The 16,152-nt window shown below is 67.8% G+C and carries 15 protein-coding genes; 5 read left to right on the top strand and 10 right to left on the bottom strand.

What is annotated here, in order from left to right:
* The first annotated feature begins 150 nt into the window (after window positions 1-150).
* Both AC5P68_RS15220 and sppA read left to right on the top strand, forming a co-directional pair.
* Window positions 151-1,515 (top strand): MATE family efflux transporter, encoded by a 1,365-nt coding sequence (locus AC5P68_RS15220; RefSeq protein WP_005411205.1) that lies wholly within the window; start codon window positions 151-153, stop codon window positions 1,513-1,515.
* 115 nt (window positions 1,516-1,630) lie between these two features.
* On the top strand, window positions 1,631-3,553 hold the full coding sequence (gene sppA / locus AC5P68_RS15215; protein WP_005411204.1) for a signal peptide peptidase SppA: 1,923 nt from the start codon (window positions 1,631-1,633) through the stop codon (window positions 3,551-3,553).
* 99 nt (window positions 3,554-3,652) lie between these two features.
* Here the strand turns inward: sppA and AC5P68_RS15210 are convergent, their stop codons facing one another.
* Window positions 3,653-3,865, bottom strand: a complete 213-nt coding sequence (locus tag AC5P68_RS15210) for a hypothetical protein (protein ID WP_033835254.1) — start codon at window positions 3,863-3,865, stop codon at window positions 3,653-3,655.
* Between the two features lie 111 nt (window positions 3,866-3,976).
* On the opposite strand from AC5P68_RS15210, the gene AC5P68_RS15205 reads away from it, so the two are divergent.
* Window positions 3,977-4,753 (top strand): SDR family oxidoreductase, encoded by a 777-nt coding sequence (locus AC5P68_RS15205; protein ID WP_005411202.1) that lies wholly within the window; start codon window positions 3,977-3,979, stop codon window positions 4,751-4,753.
* Window positions 4,754-4,847: 94 nt separating this feature from the next.
* Here AC5P68_RS15205 and AC5P68_RS15200 read toward each other — a convergent pair whose 3' ends face one another.
* The 9 genes from AC5P68_RS15200 to AC5P68_RS15160 all read right to left on the bottom strand — a co-directional run bounded on the left by AC5P68_RS15200 (window position 4,848) and on the right by AC5P68_RS15160 (window position 14,469).
* On the bottom strand, window positions 4,848-5,594 hold the full coding sequence (locus AC5P68_RS15200) for a hypothetical protein (RefSeq protein ID WP_111188449.1): 747 nt from the start codon (window positions 5,592-5,594) through the stop codon (window positions 4,848-4,850).
* A gap of 22 nt (window positions 5,595-5,616) precedes the next feature.
* Window positions 5,617-6,306 (bottom strand): DUF4124 domain-containing protein, encoded by a 690-nt coding sequence (locus tag AC5P68_RS15195; protein WP_495217106.1) that lies wholly within the window; start codon window positions 6,304-6,306, stop codon window positions 5,617-5,619.
* 43 nt (window positions 6,307-6,349) lie between these two features.
* Window positions 6,350-6,940, bottom strand: coding sequence for an L-threonylcarbamoyladenylate synthase type 1 TsaC (tsaC, locus tag AC5P68_RS15190; protein WP_005411199.1), 591 nt, complete (start codon window positions 6,938-6,940; stop codon window positions 6,350-6,352).
* 129 nt (window positions 6,941-7,069) lie between these two features.
* Window positions 7,070-9,556 (bottom strand): DNA topoisomerase I, encoded by a 2,487-nt coding sequence (locus AC5P68_RS15185; RefSeq protein ID WP_049430223.1) that lies wholly within the window; start codon window positions 9,554-9,556, stop codon window positions 7,070-7,072.
* Window positions 9,557-9,749: 193 nt separating this feature from the next.
* A complete protein-coding gene (locus AC5P68_RS15180; RefSeq protein WP_005411197.1) occupies window positions 9,750-10,682 on the bottom strand; it encodes an RDD family protein in 933 nt (310 codons plus the stop codon).
* A 49-nt stretch (window positions 10,683-10,731) separates the two neighbouring features.
* Window positions 10,732-11,490 carry a pilin gene (locus AC5P68_RS15175; RefSeq protein ID WP_231522791.1) on the bottom strand — a complete coding sequence of 253 codons (759 nt, stop codon included), beginning with the start codon at window positions 11,488-11,490 and terminating at the stop codon, window positions 10,732-10,734.
* Window positions 11,491-11,529: 39 nt separating this feature from the next.
* The gene (locus AC5P68_RS15170; protein WP_005411195.1) at window positions 11,530-12,003 is read right to left on the bottom strand and encodes a DUF494 family protein; all 474 of its coding nucleotides are present in this window, start codon (window positions 12,001-12,003) and stop codon (window positions 11,530-11,532) included.
* A 43-nt stretch (window positions 12,004-12,046) separates the two neighbouring features.
* Window positions 12,047-13,174 carry a DNA-processing protein DprA gene (dprA, locus tag AC5P68_RS15165; RefSeq protein ID WP_231522792.1) on the bottom strand — a complete coding sequence of 376 codons (1,128 nt, stop codon included), beginning with the start codon at window positions 13,172-13,174 and terminating at the stop codon, window positions 12,047-12,049.
* A gap of 161 nt (window positions 13,175-13,335) precedes the next feature.
* Window positions 13,336-14,469 carry a LysM peptidoglycan-binding domain-containing protein gene (locus tag AC5P68_RS15160; protein WP_005414604.1) on the bottom strand — a complete coding sequence of 378 codons (1,134 nt, stop codon included), beginning with the start codon at window positions 14,467-14,469 and terminating at the stop codon, window positions 13,336-13,338.
* A gap of 126 nt (window positions 14,470-14,595) precedes the next feature.
* Here AC5P68_RS15160 and def point away from each other — a divergent pair, with 126 nt between their 5' ends.
* Window positions 14,596-15,108 carry a peptide deformylase gene (gene def, locus AC5P68_RS15155; protein WP_005411192.1) on the top strand — a complete coding sequence of 171 codons (513 nt, stop codon included), beginning with the start codon at window positions 14,596-14,598 and terminating at the stop codon, window positions 15,106-15,108.
* Window positions 15,109-15,228: 120 nt separating this feature from the next.
* Window positions 15,229-16,152 (top strand): methionyl-tRNA formyltransferase, encoded by a 924-nt coding sequence (gene fmt, locus AC5P68_RS15150; protein ID WP_231522793.1) that lies wholly within the window; start codon window positions 15,229-15,231, stop codon window positions 16,150-16,152.

The raw sequence follows: 16,152 nt of genomic DNA, 5'->3' as shown, positions 1-16,152 counted from the left end.
AACGCGATCGCAACGCGTGATGCCGCGGCCTGCCGGAACCCAGCATTCACGCCATGTCATGGGAATGCGCGCGCTGCGCGCGTAAGATGACCGGCCGCAACCCGGTGCCTGTGCCCTTCGCGCGCAACCGTAGTTCGCGTCAAGCACCTTATGTCTACTGCAACCTCCACGCCGCGCTTCAGCAAGGAAGTCGGCGCCACCGGTCTGCTCGCCCTGCCGCTTGTGCTCGGGCATGTGTCCACCGGTCTGATCTCCTTCGTCGACAACGTCATTGCCGGCCACCACGCCACCGCGACCCTGGCCGCGGTGACCATCGGCACGGCGCTGTTGTGGCTGCCGATGCTGATCCCGATCGGCACCCTGATCTCGCTCACCGCCTCGGTATCGCAGCTGCACGGCGCCGGCCGCGAGCGCGAAATCGGCCCGCTGTTCCGCCAGGCGTTGTGGCTGGCGCTGGGCCTGGGCCTGATCATGTTCACCTTCCTCACGGTGGTGCCGCCGCTGCTGCCAGCGTTCGGGATCGCGCCGGACATCGTGCCGGGGGCGACCGCGTTCCTGCACGCGGTGCGCTGGGGCGGGCCCGCACTGACCCTGTACTTCTGCATGCGTTACCTGAGCGAAGGCATGCACTGGACGTTGCCGACCATGCTGCTCGGCTTCGGCGGCCTGCTGGTGCTGGCGCCGATGGGCTACGTGCTGGCCAACGGCAAGCTCGGTTTCCCGGAACTGGGTGCGGAAGGCCTGGGCATCGCTTCGGCGGTGATGATGTGGCTGCAGGCCACGGCGTTTGCCCTCTACCTGTGGCGCACCAAGCGCTTCGCCCACCTGCAGCTGTTCTCGCACTTCGAAGGACCGCGCTGGAAGGCGATCTGGGACCTGCTGCGCACCGGCCTGCCGATCGGCATTACCGTGCTGATGGAAGGCGGCCTGTTCATCGTCACCGCGCTGCTGATCGGCCGTCTGGGTGCGAATGAAGCGGCCGCGCACCAGATCGCGATCAACGTGGCGCAGCTGTGCTTCATGATCCCGATGGGCGTGGCCGAGGCCACCACCGTGCGCGTCGGCCATGCGGTTGGCCGTGGCGATGGCTTCGGCGTACGGCGTGCGGCCTGGGCCGGCTACGCGATCATCATGGGCACGCAGACGCTGTCGGCGGCGGTGCTGCTGTTCGGCCACGATGCCATCGTCGGTGTCTACACCAACGACCTGGCGGTGGCCGGCCTGGCCTCGACGCTGCTGCTGTACGCGGCCACCTTCCAGTTCCCGGATGGCATCCAGGTACTGTCGGCCGGCGCGCTGCGCGGCCTGAAAGACACCCGCGTGCCGATGTTCATCGCCATGTTCGCGTACTGGGGCCTGGGCATGCCGCTCGGCGCCGGGCTCGGCCTGGGCCTGGGCATGGGCCCGCAGGGCATGTGGATCGGCCTGATCGTTGGCCTGACCGCCGCAGCCATCCTGATGGGCTGGCGCCTGCGCCGCAGCAGCCTGCGCATCGGCCAGTCGATGTTGTCCTGACCTTTGCGCCCGCCATGCCGACCCATGGCGGGCGATCCCCTGACTTGTGTCCGATGCTGCATCACGCGGCACCGGCTATGCTGGTACCACGGCAAGAAGCCATCCGGAGCGTTCCATGAATCAACCCGTGCCCCCGCTGCCCCCGGCGCGTCGCAACCCCGTCGCCAGTTTCTTCATCGGGCTGTGGGACGTCATGAACTTCACCCGCCGGTTGATCCTCAACCTGCTGTTCTTCGGCCTGCTGTTCCTGCTGCTGGTGATGTTCGTCATCGCGGCGGGCATGGGTGCCGGTGCCAGCAAGTCACTGCAGGATCGCACCACCCTGGTGATCGCCCCGGAAGGTCGCCTGGTCGAGCAGTTCAGCGCCGACCCGGTCAGCCGCGCACTGGCCAAGGCGGTGGGCGACAACGGCGCCGAAGAGATCCAGCTGCGCGACCTGCTGCGGGTGATCGAGTCGGCCAAGGAAGACAAGAAGATCGAGCGCGTGGTGCTGGAGCTGGACAAGCTGCAGCCGTCCGGCTTCGCTTCGCTGCGTGAAGTGGCCACCGCGCTGCAGGACCTGCGTGCCTCCGGCAAGCAGCTGGTGGCCTACAGCGAGAGCATGGGCCAGTCGCAGTACCTGCTGGCCGCACAGGCCGACGAGGTCTACCTGGATCCGATGGGGTCGGTGGTGCTCGAGGGCCTGGGCCGCTACCGCCAGTACTTCCGCACCGGCCTGCAGGACAAGCTGGGCGTGGACGTGCACCTGTTCAAGGTGGGCGAGTACAAGTCCGCGGCCGAGCCGTACGTGCTCGATGCGGCCTCGCCGGCCTCCAAGGAAGCCGACCTGTTCTGGATGAACGACGTGTGGCAGCGCTATCTGGCGGACATCGCCAAGGCGCGTCGCCTGGACCCGGCACAGCTGGCCGCCGGCATCGACACGCTGCCGGAAGGCATCGCCGCCGCCGGTGGCGACCTGGCCAAGTTCGCCCTGCAGCAGAAGCTGGTGACCGCGCTGAAGACCCGCGAGGAGTTCGAGGATCTGATGATCGAGCGCGGCGTGGCCGATGACGATGCCGACGGTGGTTTCCGCAACGTCGACTTCGGCACCTACCTGGGCCAGCTCGATGCGCGCCGCAACCCGGTGGACAACCGTCCGCAGGTAGCGGTGGTTGTGGCCGCCGGCGAAATCAGCGGCGGCGATCTCCCGGCCGGCCGCATCGGTGGCGAATCGACCTCGGCGCTGCTGCGTGCCGCGCGTGACGACGAGAACGTGAAGGCGGTGGTGCTGCGCGTGGATTCGCCGGGTGGTGAAGTGTTCGCCTCCGAGCAGATCCGCCGCGAAGTGGTGGCCCTGCAGGCCGCCGGCAAGCCGGTGGTGGTGTCGATGGGCGACCTGGCCGCCTCCGGTGGCTACTGGATCAGCATGAATGCCGATCGCATCTATGCCGATCCGTCGACCATCACCGGTTCGATCGGCATCTTCGGCATGGTGCCGAACTTCAGCCGCGCGCTGGACAAGATCGGCGTGCACACCGATGGTGTCGGCACCACCCGTTTCGCGGGTGCGTTCGATGTCACCCGCCCGATGGATCCGGCCGTGGGCCAGGTCATCCAGTCGGTGATCAACAAGGGTTACGCCGACTTCACCGGTCGCGTCGCCGACGCCCGCAAGAAGCCGGTCGAGGCCGTCGACGAAGTGGCGCGTGGCCGCGTGTGGAGCGGTGCGCAGGCCAAGGAACGTGGCCTGGTCGATGCCTTCGGTGGCCTGAAGGATGCCGTGGCCGATGCCGCCAGCCGCGCCAAGCTGGGCAAGGCCGATGCCTATCGCGTGCGCTACATCGAGAAGGCGGCAACGCCGTTCGCGCAGTTTGTCAGCGGTTTCGCCGGCAGCCGTGCCGGCGCCTGGATGCTGTCCGACTCGGGCATGGCGCGGATGGTGCTGGCGCGCACGATGCCGGAAGTGGATACGCAGCTGCGCTTTGTCGAGAACGCGGCGCGCGAGAAGGGCAACGGTACGCCGGTGAAGGCGCTGGCCTACTGCTTCTGCGGGTTCTGATCGGCAGCGGTGACGAATGAAAACGCCCGGCCCTGGCCGGGCGTTTTCGTTGGTGGGGGTCGGATCCCTTTGCCCCGCAAAGGGCTCTGACCCCACAGGTCACTGCGTCGCGTCGGCCTCGGCCTTGCGTTCGCGTGCGGCGGCTTCTTCCACTGCTTTCTGCGCGCCCTTGGCGCGGTCCAGCGGTTCCTGCATCGCACGCGACATCGCTTTGGGCACCGGTGGCTTCTCCGGGTTCGGCGTCGGCGGCCGCTGGCAGGCCACCAGCAGCACGCCGGCCAGCAGGGACGAGAACAGGGTCGGGATGCGCATGGCGGCTCTCCGCAGTGGGCGTACGTGCAGTGTCGCATCCTCGGCAGAGGGCCGCCGTGAGCGCGTATCCTTGCCGCATCGAAATGCAGCGGGCGCGGCCCCGGAGGACACATGACCCAGCAACGGTGGCGCCTGGACGGGCAGACCGCCCTGATCACCGGTGCCAGCGCCGGTATCGGCCTGGCCATCGCACACGAACTGGCCGGCTTCGGCGCGGACCTGATGATCGTCGGGCGCGATATCGACATGCTGGAGACCGCGCGCGACGAGCTGCTGGATGTGTATCCGCAGATGCAGGTGCACGCGCTGGCCGCCGATGTCTCCGACGACGAGGACCGCCGGCAGATCCTGGACTGGGTAGAAGACCACAGTGATGGCCTGCACATCCTGGTCAACAACGCTGGCGGCAACGTCACCAAGGCGGCCACGGAGTATTCAGAGGACGAATGGCGGAAGATCTTCGAGACCAACCTGTTCTCGGCGTTCGAGCTGTCGCGCTACGCGCATCCGCTGCTGGCTCGCCACGCATCGTCGTCGATCGTCAACGTCGGCAGCGTGTCCGGCCTGACCCATGTGCGCAGCGGCGTGGTCTACGGCATGAGCAAGGCCGCGATGCACCAGATGACCCGCAACCTGGCCGTCGAGTGGGCCGAGGATGGCATCCGGGTCAATGCAGTGGCGCCGTGGTACATCCGCACGCGGCGGACCTCCGGTCCGTTGTCGGACCCGGATTACTACGAGGAAGTGATCAACCGCACGCCGATGCGTCGTATCGGCGAGCCGGAGGAAGTGGCCGCCGCGGTGGGCTTCCTCTGCCTGCCGGCAGCCAGCTATGTCACCGGTGAGTGCATCGCGGTGGATGGCGGCTTCCTGCGTTACGGGTTCTGATCTTTCAGCGGGTAGTGCCGGCCGCTGGCCGGCAACTGCAATCATCTGAAGATCCTGTGGTTGCCGGCCAGCGGCCGGCACTACCGGGTGGCGGTCACCCCGGTACCGGGCAGTTGCTGGCCTCCAACACCGCCTGCAGCCGCTCGCGTTCACCGCGCGCGGTATCGCGGTTTTCCGGTGCGGCGAAGCGTTCACGGCCGCGGGCATCACGGAAGCGCTGCTGCCAGCTGCCGCATCGCTGTGCTTCGGGAAGTTCCTCGCAGCGGTCGCGTACGACTTCGCAGCCGGCCGCGTTCATCGGCGTGACCCCGCCCAGGCCCTGCACCGTCATCGGTTCGCAGCGACCAGGTGATGCCTCGTACTCGTGCAGATAACCACCGCCCTGTCCGTCGGTGCACTGGAAGATCGGGGGAAGCGGCGGCTTCGGTGGACCGTTGCCTGCTTCGGCACGGGCATCGGCATCACGGCGCAGGGTCGCACTGTCGAGAATCTGGTTGGCACCTTCGCGTTCAACCATTCCCGCTTCCATGATGGTGCGTCCTTCGTCCGCGCGTCGTGGTTTCGCTGGGGCCGCAGGGGCAACGGCCGGTCCGGCCGGCACCGGCGCGGGTGTTTCGACGGGGGTGGGTGCAGGTTCCGCAGCCACAGGTGCAGCGGCAGCCGGCTGCGGGTTGGCCGGGCCGGGCACGCGCAGCACCTGCTGCCTGCTGCCGGTGGGGCACGGCGTGCGCTGCAGGGTAGGGACGTCACTACTGCTGGAGGTACAGCGGTAGATCACGCCCTCTTCGGCCAACGCGCTTCCGGGCAGCAGCGCCAGAAGCAACCAGATCAGTCTGTTCATGCTCACAGCGTACAGGCTGCGCTCAACGCTGGCAGTCGCGTGACAGGCGCGCGTCGATGCCACGCTGTTCGTTGCTGATGGCGGTGCGCTCGCTCTGCAAAGCGCTGTTGTAGCGACGGTCCAGTTCCCAGCGGCGGTCGCGCAGGCGCGCACAGACCTCCTGTGGCGGCAGCGCGTGGCAGCTGTCGCGCACCAGCACGCTGCCGGCCGGGACCTGCACGCCTACGCCGACGGCGGGCGGCCGGTAACCTGCACCCTCGCCGACGGGCGGACCGATCGGTGTGCCGATGGCCGGGCGCGGCCCCGGGTACGATGGGCCCCGATGCCCGTGTGGCAGCCAGACGCTGGTCCACAACGGCACCCAACGCGGATTGCCCTCGTTGCTGTCGCTGGTATAGCGCTGGCCATCGTCGCGCACGCATTCGTACAGCGGCTGTGGCGGCTGGATGTAGACGTGGCGGACCTCGCGGTCACGCATCACCGGAGATTCGTCCGGCGGTGCGGGGGCCGCATCGCTGCGCACCACCTGCGGCGCTGGATCGCGCGGGCGCTGCAGGTCGCGGACTTCCTGGCGGCCGCTGTTGCAGGGCCTGTCCTGCAGGGCCACGCCGCCGTTGCTGGCGACGCAGCGGTAGACCCGCACGTCCTCGGCCGCCGGTGCCGTCGATGGCAGCAGCAGGCACAGGCCCAAAGCGGTGCGCAGCAGGTTCATGACGGCAGGGTGCGCGATTGTCCGGGGCAGCGCAATCGGCCGCTCAGGAGCGCAGCACGTTGCCGCTGAGCGCGTCGCGGATCGGGGTGGGCTGGGCCAGGCCGCCGGTTTCGCCATCCAGGATGCCATCAAGCAGGCGCAGCAGGCGTGGATCCAGTTCTTCGCGGCGGCGCGCCGGTGGTTCGCCGGCCAGGTTGGCGCTGGTGGAGACCAGCGGGCCTCCCCAGGCACGGCAGAGTTCGGCCACCAGCGGGTGGGCGCTGATGCGCACGGCGATGCCGCTGTGCTCCCCGGTGACCCACGGCTGGGCACGGGGTCCGGCCGGCAGGATCCAGGTGTTGGCGCCGGGCCAGCTGGCCAGCACCGCGCGCTGGCGTGCGTCCGGCAGGGCCTGCAGGCGCACCCAGCCTTCCAGCTGCGCCAGATCGGCCGCGACCAGAATCATGCCTTTTTCGATCGGGCGCTGTTTCAGTCGCAGCACCATGTGCACCGCCGCCTCGTGCGAAGGGTCACAGCCCAGGCCCCAGACCGCTTCGGTCGGGTAGGCGATCACGCCGCCCGCGCGGAGCGTGGCGACAGCAGAGTCCAGGGTGAGTTCTTTCATGGCGGCGACCGGCCCGGCGTGGGCCTTCATTATCCCCCTGCTGCGTGCAGAAGGGGTGGACCCTGGCACCCGGTAGTGCCGGCCGCTGGCCGGCATCTGATGCTTCTGGGGCTGCCGGCCAGCGGCCGGCACTACCCCTCATCCACGCATGGCGTGGATCTACTTCTTTGCGGCGGCCTTCTTCGCCGGAGCCTTCTTCGCGGTGGCCTTCTTCACTGCTTTCTTGGCCGCGGCCTTCTTGGCAGGCGCTTTCTTTGCAGCGGCCTTCTTCGGCGCCGCTTCCTTCTTCACTGCCGCCTTCTTGGCCGGGGCTTTCTTCGCGGCGGCCTTCTTGGCACCGAAGCCCTTGCGCACCGGCTTGCCGGTTTCTTCCATCAACTGCTGCACTTCAGCCAGGGTCAGCGACGCCGGTTCGCGATCCTTGGGGATCTTGCCGTTCATCCTGCCGTCGCTGATGTACGGGCCGAAGCGGCCGTTCAACACCTGGATGTCGCTGCCCTCGAACTCCTTGATGATCCGGTTGCGCGCGATCTCTTCCTTCTCTTCGATCAGGAACACGGCGCGCGCCAGGTCGATGGTGTACGGGTCGTCCTCCTTCTTCAGCGAGGCATAGGTGCTGCCGCGCTTGGCGAACGGGCCGAAGCGGCCGATGCCGACGCTGACCGGCTCGCCGTTGTCCTCGCCCAGTGCGCGCGGCATCAGGAACAGCTCCAGCGCGTCTTCCAGGGAAATGGTGTGCATCGACTGGCCAGGGCGCAGCGAAGCGAACTTCGGCTTCTCCTCGGCATCTTCGGCGGTGCTGCCGATGGCGGCATAAGGCCCGAAACGGCCCAACCGCACGCTGACCGGCTTGCCGGTCTTGGGGTCGGTGCCGAGCTCGCGCGCGCCACTGGCCTCCGCGCGGTCGACCGATTCCTTCTTGTCTTCGACCAGTTCCTTGAACGGTTCCCAGAAGCGCGACATCAGCGGGATCCAGTCTTCTTCGCCACGCGAGACGGCATCGAGCTCGTCTTCAAGCTTGGCGGTGAAGTCGTAATCCACGTACTGGGTGAAGTGGCTGGACAGGAACTTGGACACCGCGCGGCCCACATCGGACGGGCGGAAGCTGCGCCCTTCCATTTCCACGTACTTGCGGAACAACAGGGTCTGGATGATCGAGGCGTAGGTCGAGGGACGGCCGATGCCGTACTCTTCCAGCGCCTTCACCAGCGCCGCTTCGGTGTAGCGCGGCGGCGGCTGGGTGAAATGCTGTTCGGCCTGGATGCGTTCCAGCGGCACGCGGTCGCCGGGCTTCATCGCCGGCAGCTTGCGGCCTTCGTCCTCGTCCTCGGCACTCTTGTTGTCCTTGCCTTCCTCGTACACGGCCAGGAAGCCGGGCACGACCACGGTGGTGCCGCTGGCACGGAACACGTGTTCGCTGCCGGCCGACAGGTCGACGCTGACCGTGTTGAGCGTGGCCGGAATCATCTGGCAGGCCACTGCACGCTTCCAGATCAGCTCGTACAGGCGGCGCTCGTCGTCGGTGAGGAAGCGTGCGACCTGGGCCGGGGTGCGCAGGGCCGAGGTCGGGCGTACCGCTTCGTGCGCTTCCTGGGCGTTCTTCGACTTGGTCTGGTAGGTGTTGGGCTGGTCGGGCAGCGAGGCGATGCCGTAGTCACGGGCGATCACGTCGCGGATCTCGGCCAGCGCATCCTGCGACAGGTTCACCGAGTCGGTACGCATGTACGAGATCAGGCCGACGGTGCCTTCGTCACCAATCGCCACGCCTTCATACAGCTTCTGCGCCACCTGCATGGTCTTGCGGGTGGTGAAGCCGAGCTTGCGCGAGGCTTCCTGCTGCAGGGTGGAGGTGGTGAACGGCGGCGCCGGGCGGCGCTTGCGCTCCTTGCTGGCCACGTCGGTGACGTGCAGCGAGCCCTGCGCGGCCTGCTGGATGCGCATCCGCGCCGCTTCAGCGGTGTCGCCATCGGTGATGGTGAACTGCTCGAACTTCTGCCCGTCCAGCTTGATCAGCTTGGCGTTGAAGTGCTGCGACGGGTGCGCGCACTCGGCGGCGATCGACCAGTACTCGCGGGCGATGAAGGCTTCGATCTCTTCCTCGCGCTCGACGATCATGCGCAGCGCCGGGCTCTGCACGCGGCCGGCGGACAGGCCGCGCTGGACCTTGCGCCACAGCACCGGCGACAGGTTGAACCCGACCAGGTAATCCAGCGCGCGGCGCGCCTGCTGGGCATCGACCAGGTCGCTGGCGATCGCGCGCGGCTGGCTGATGGCTTCCTTGATGGCGCGCGGGGTGATCTCGGTGAACACCACGCGCTGCATCGGCTTGTCCTTGACCAGCCCGCGTTCCTTCAGGATCTCGGCGATATGCCAGCTGATCGCTTCACCCTCGCGATCCGGGTCGGTCGCCAGCAGGATGTCGTCGGCGCCCTTGGCGGCCTTGGCGATCGCATCGACGTGCTTCTCGTTCTTGTCGATCACGTCATAGTGCATGGCGAACCCGTTGTCCGGGTCGACCGCGCCTTCCTTCGGAATCAGGTCACGCACATGCCCATACGAGGCCAGGACGGTGTAGTCCTTGCCGAGGTATTTGTTGATCGTCTTGGCCTTGGCCGGCGATTCGACGATGAGCAGGTGCTTGGGCATGGCAGCAGGGTCTGTGGGGCGAACCGTGGGGAAGGGGCCGCTAGGGTGGAGCAAATGGCCGCATTAGTGAAGCGGCCACGCGCAAATCCATAAACTGAACGCCCGGTAATGTGCCGGGCGTTCAGGTTTCACCTTATTAGAGGAATCACGCCCGGCCAGCCCGTGTCAAGCAGCCAGCCGTGAGGATGGCCGTTCAGGAGGCCATCTTGGCGATGAAGCCGACCGCGAACACCAGCAGCGCCAGGCCCACCAGCGACAGTACTGCGGTCAACACCAGTACCAGCACGGTGACGGTGCCCAGCTCGCGGCGCTGCAGGTGGGGCTGGTCGGTGTAGGCCCAGCGGTCGACCACCAGAGTGTCGCAGATCATGTCGTGCAGGCCCTGCTTGCGCTCGGTGAAGGCCGCCATCAGGAAGCCGATGCCGAGGGTGAAGCTGCTCAGCAGCATGGCCCAGTAACGACCGAACGCGCGGGCCTTGGTCAGGCGCTCGCCGTTGCCGCGAACGACCTTGATGCCGACCGCCATCTTGCCCAGCGTGGCGCCGCCCTTCGAGGCATGGAACCAGGTGTAGTACGCCATGCCGATGCAGAGGTTGATCAGGGCACTGGCCAGCTGGGCCACGATCTCGATGGCCGATTCGCCACTGCCCACCGCGCCCATGCTGGCGCCCAGGATCGCACCGAGGATGGCCCCGATGATGCTGCCGGGGATGACCAGCACGAAGTAGTCGATCATGTAGGCCGCCACGCGCTTCCAGAAGCCTGCGTAGACCACTTCACCGCCAACCACAGGCTGTGCGTGGCCACCGCTGCCGACGGCGGCTGGAGCGCTGTATGGCGAGCTGCTGAGCGCGCCGGTGCCGGGCAGCGGTGCGGTGCCGCTGTCGATGGCGGCATAGTCGCTGCGCAGGTCGAACCCGCCGCTGCTGGTGGCCGTACTGGCATCGGCCAGCGTCTGCAGGCCGAGCTCGTCGACCACCTGGCGCAGTGCAGCCCACTGGGCCATGCCCTCGCGCCAGACCAGGGTGTCCAGGTTCAACTGGCCGCGCTGGAAGCGCTGGCGGATCTCCTGGACCGGCAGCGGGCCCTGGCGTTGCTGTCCTTCGGCGTAGTACCACTCAGTCATTGCATGTTCCCTGTTGAATCATCCTTGGAGGTGCTGGCGTGCGCGTGGCTCAGCCGCGGCACGTCGGCGGCAGGTACTTGTCGTTGCTTTCGCCACTGCATTCCCAGCGGCCGCTGTCGCGATCGTATTCCAGCCACAGCAGGTCGCCGTCGATGCCCTTGCCTGGTACCGCCAGCGTTGCTTCGATACCGCAGTGACCGTTGTTGAAGCGGCCGATGTTCACCGCCGACAGGCCCGCGTTGGCGAAGTCGCCCGGGGCCGAGAAGCCGGCGTCATTGGCACCCGGGCAGCGGCCTTCGTCATCGGCGAAATGCTGCACCTGGTCCTTCAGCGGCTGCAGCGCGGCCACGGCGCCGGCGACTTTGCTGCGCACGGTGTAGTCGTTGTAGGCCGGCAGCGCGATGGCGGCCAGGATGGCCACGATCGGGACCAGTACCAGCAACAGGGCACCACCGATGATGGCGGTCAGCGCACAGCCGGACAGCTTCTTTTTCGGTGCCGGCAGGACGGTGGCCGATGCACTGGCGGCGTAGGGCGTGGACGCCGGCAGTACCGGCGGCTGCGGCGGAGGCGGTGCGACGGGTTCCGGTTCCGGTTCGGGTTCGACCGGCGGTACGGCGGCGTCCAGCGCCGGCACGATCAGGCCGAGTTCGTCCACGACGGTGCGCAACGGCTGCCATTGCGGCAGTCCGTCGCGCCACACCAGGGTGTCCAGGGTGATCTGGTTGTTGCGGAACAGCTCGACCAATTGTTCCGCCGGCAGCGGACCTTGCTGCCGGTTGCCTTCTGCATGGAACCACTCGCTCACGGGGACGCTCCTGAATGCGCTATGCCCCCAAGTGTACGGTCAGTGCAGGGGTTCTGGCTCGTCCATGAACATCTGCGTCTCCATCCAGGCATAGGCCGCTTCGGAGCCAGGCTGGTTGAACAGCACCATCAGTACGACCCATTTCAGGTCGTCCAGGTCCAGTTCGTCCTGGTCCAGGGCCATCGCCCGGTCCAGCACCAGTTCGCGCTGGTCGGCGTCGAGGATGCCGTGCTGTTCCAGGTACAGCAGGAAGCCGCGGCATTCCACGTCCAGCTTGTCCAGCTCGGGGCCGTGGTAGACGCGCACGGGGCCGTCGACCCGTGCCTGGGCCACGCTCGGCCGCTGCGCGGCCAGGGCGTCGAGCCAGTCGAACGCCTTGTTGATCTCGGTTGGGCTGAAACCGGCCTGGATCAGGCCGTTCTGGAGCGAATCGCGGTCACGGATCAGGTCCGCGTCTTCGCTGAAATAGTGTTCAAACAGGTACAGCAGTACGTCCAGGATGCTCTCTTTCATTGCCCCTCGGCCTGCGTCGCGCGACGCTGTGGAGGTGAAGAAACTAGGGAGTTCGACAGTAGCGGCCGTGTACGCACACCACGATTCCCGCCAGTTCCATGGCCAGCAGCATGGAGGACACCTGGGGCGCCGTCAATCCACAGCGTGTGATCAGTGAATCCATACTGCTTGGGTCGTGGTCCAGGGCCCGCCACAAACACTGGTAGTCAGGGTCGTCGGCCCAGCGCGCCGGCAGGAGCGCCGGCGGTGCCTGTTCAGTGGGGGTGCCCAGCCGTGATTGCAAGCCCGGCAGCTGCTGGCGAAGGGCAGGGGCCAGCAGTTCCAGCACTTCCTCGGGGCGCTCGACCAGTGCGGCCCCTTCACGGATCAGCCGGTGGCAGCCCGCTGCGCGTGGGTTGAGTACCGAGCCGGGCAGGGCACAGACTTCACGGCCCGCCTCGGCAGCCAGCCGTGCGGTGATCAGGGCGCCGGAGCGTTGCGCGGCCTCGACCACCACCGTCGCCAGCGCCAGCCCGGCCACCAGGCGGTTGCGCGCGGGGAAGTGGCCCGGGCGTGCCGGTGTGCCGGGCAGGTACTCGCTGAGCACCGCGCCCTCGGCGGCGATCCGCCCCTGCAACCGTTGGTGGCTGTCCGGATAGGCCCGATCAGGGCCGGTTCCGATCACCGCCACGGTGCAGCCGCCTGCCTCCAGTGTGGCCAGGTGGGCGGCCGCGTCGATGCCGGCCGCCAGGCCACTGGTTACGGCCAGTCCGGCCTCGACGAAGCAGCCGGCAAAGCGCGCGGCCAGCGCGCGTCCTCCCGGGGTTGGCGAGCGGCTGCCGACCAGCGCCACCGAGGGGCGCCAGGCCAGGCTCGGATCGCCCGCCACGAACAGCGCCAGTGGCGGGTTCGGGACGTCCAGCAGGGGCGGCGGAAAGGCCGCATCGGCGAAGGACAGCAGATGGTGGTCGTCGTCTTCCAGCCAGTGCCGTGCCACGGTCCAGGCGCGGGCGTCGGGGTGTTCCAGTGCAGCGCACTGCTCTGGCGTGCAACCGTGCGCGCGCCAGTTCGCGGCGCCCTGCGCGATCGCGGTCTCCGCGCTGCCCGCGGCCTGCAGCAGGGTCCGCCGTGGCGCCAGCGCGCCGCCTGCCATCACCAGGCGCAGCAGCGCCTCATCAGCTTGCTTGGTCATTCCCCACTATCGAGCGCATGCAACAAAGGCGCCCTAGGGCGCCTTCGCATGTGGCTGTCAGACTTTGCCGGAGACCGCCCCTGTAGAGTCGACTGTCACTCGACTACCGCGCGCAGCGCGGGCGCTTTCGGGGCGGTGAAGAGCAGTCGACTGTCAGTCGACTACCGCGCGTCCGGGTGCAGCGCGTTGTACCCCACGCGCACCGGCTTCACGCCCTGCATCACCAGCGCGTAGCTGACATTGTCGAAGGTGCGGAACACCATGGCATGCGCCGCGTACTCGTCCGGCAGCGAGACCCGGCCGGCGCCGGTGCTGAGCGAATCGTCCGTGCGCGACGAGTTCGGGTACTTCATGCGGTGCGCCACATGGCGGCCCGGGCGCCACAGCGAGAACACGGTTCCATTGTCCACGCCCTGCGTGCGACCAGCCGAGATCGCGATCACGTCGCGGGGGCCGCCGGCGGTGAACATGTCGGTGACGGCCAGCACGCGTACGTCGACGCCCTCGACGCCTGCGGCGGGGACATGGGGCACGAACTGCAGGTCGTACGGCCTGGCCTCGATCGGCACCAGGCGGTCGCCGGCACGCACCTCGCGGCCGCCTTCGTTCTTGTCCAGTACCAGGGTGGACGCCTCGACCTTGCCTCCGGCGACATGGGTGATGGTGCCGGTGGCGACCTGGGCCAGCTCATAGCCGAGCACGCCGCGGCGGTGGTTGGGTGCGCTGTAGGCGCGCCACAGGTTGCCGCTGCCCGGGGTGACGTCGCCGTTGGCGGTCAGGTCCTCGGTCGGCTTGGGCTGGGCGTAGCGCACGGTCGGGCGGACAACCGCCCAGCGCTGGCCCACCTGGGCGTCGGCCAGGCGCACATAGACGGCGTGGCCGCTGGTGGCGCGCAGGCGTTCCTCTTCCAGGCCGGCCACGTAGGGCAGCTGCTCGATGCTGTCGACTACGCTCAGCTGCTTCAGGAACGGCTCGACCTGGGCCAGCGGAATGGCGTCGATCGGGGCCTCCTGGCGCGGGCCGGGCCGGGCCGCCACGGTCACCCGGTCCAGGTAGGCCAGGCTCAGGACGTCACCGGGATAGATCAGGTGCGGATTGGCGATCTGCGGATTGGCCTGCCAGATCTCCGGCCACAGCCACGGCTTCTGCAGGAAACGTGCGGCGATATCCCACAACGTATCCCCTTTTCGGACCACATAGGTGTCCGGGTGCCCGCCATTCACTTCCACGGCGGTAGCATAGGCAGCCACGGTCAGCATCGCCGCGGCGACGACCGTACGAAAACGAAGCAACATAGGTGTGAAGCCCTGATTCCCCAACAGGTCCGCGCACTATAGTCCAGAAACCGGGGCGCAAGGCAAGCGTTGGAGCTAGAATCTGCGACGTATGCCGGCGTGCCGGCCCCCTATCCGGAAACAGCCATGGCCCTTCTCCCCATTCTCGAGTTCCCCGATCCGCGCCTGCGTACCAAGGCCGCGTTGATCGAAGCTGCCGAAGTCACCACGCCGGCCTTCCAGGAACTGATCGACAACATGTTCCTGACCATGTACGACGCCCCGGGCATCGGCCTGGCCGCCACCCAGGTGGACGTGCACAAGCGCTTCATGGTCATCGACGTCAGCGAAGAAAAGAATGAACCGCATGTGTTCATCAATCCGGAAATCGTCGCCAAGGACGGGGGCCGGGTGTACCAGGAGGGCTGCCTGTCGGTTCCGGGCATCTTCGCCGACGTGACCCGTGCCGACACCATCACCGTGAAGTACCTGGATCGCAACGGCCAGGAACAGCAGATGGAGGCTGGTGACGTGCTGGCCACCTGCATCCAGCACGAGATGGATCACCTGGACGGCAAGCTGTTCATCGACTATCTGTCGCCGCTCAAGCGCGAGATGGTGCGCAAGAAGCTGGCCAAGCAGCGCAAGCACGTGGCGTGATCGCCAATCCGGGCCACCCTTCGGGTGGCCCGTGCCTGCGCGGCTCGCGCGGGCTCTACGGCGCCGGCCGACGGCGCCGTTTTCTTTCCTGCACGAATCCATCCTGCAAGTGGGGTAGCCATGAGGATTGTCTTTGCCGGTACGCCGGAATTCGCGGTGTCGTCGCTGCGCGCGGCTGCGCGCCACCATGAGGTCGTGGCCGTCTATACCCAGCCTGATCGCCCGGCCGGCCGAGGCCGTGGCCTGGCGCCTTCGCCGGTCAAGCTCGAAGCCGTGGCCCGTGGCATTCCGGTCTACCAGCCGGAGTCGCTGAAGGACGCGGCCGCCCAGCAGCAGTTGCGCGACCTGCAGCCGGACCTGATGGTGGTGGTGGCCTATGGCCTGATCCTGCCCAAGGCAGTACTGGCCATCCCGACCCATGGTTGCTGGAACGTGCATGCCTCGCTGCTGCCGCGCTGGCGCGGCGCTGCGCCGATCCAGCGTGCGATCCAGGCTGGTGACGCGAAGACCGGGGTGTGCCTGATGCAGATGGAGGCTGGCCTGGATACCGGCCCGGTGCTGCTGCACCAGGAGCTTCCGATCGCCGCTATCGATACCGGTGGCCAGCTGCACGACAAGCTGGCCGAGCTTGGTGCCCAGGTGTTGTCCGATGGCCTGGGCCTGCTGCGCGCGGGCATCAAGCCGATCGCGCGACCGCAGCCGGAACAGGGCGTGACGTACGCGCACAAGCTGGAGAAGGCCGAAGCCAGGCTGGACTGGGCGCAGGACGCCGACGCGCTGGCGCGTACCGTGCGCGCGTTCAATCCGTGGCCGATCGCCGAGGCAACGCTGGCTGGCGAACGCGTGCGCATCCATGGCGCGGTGGCACTGGAGGCAGACCACGGCCAGGCGCCGGGCACCGTGCTGGCCGCCGGCCGCGACGGCATCGACATTGCCTGTGGCCAGGGCGCGCTGCGCCTGCGCGTGCTGCAGCGTGAAGGCGGCAAGGCGATCACCGCTGCCGATTACCTCAACGCTCGCCGCGACCTGCGCGTGGGGGCATAA

It is taken from the genome of Stenotrophomonas sp. YJH_SMC_58 (assembly GCF_059369635.1).
Note: the sequence above shows the minus strand (reverse complement) of the source record. Positions and strands in the feature narration are given on the sequence as shown.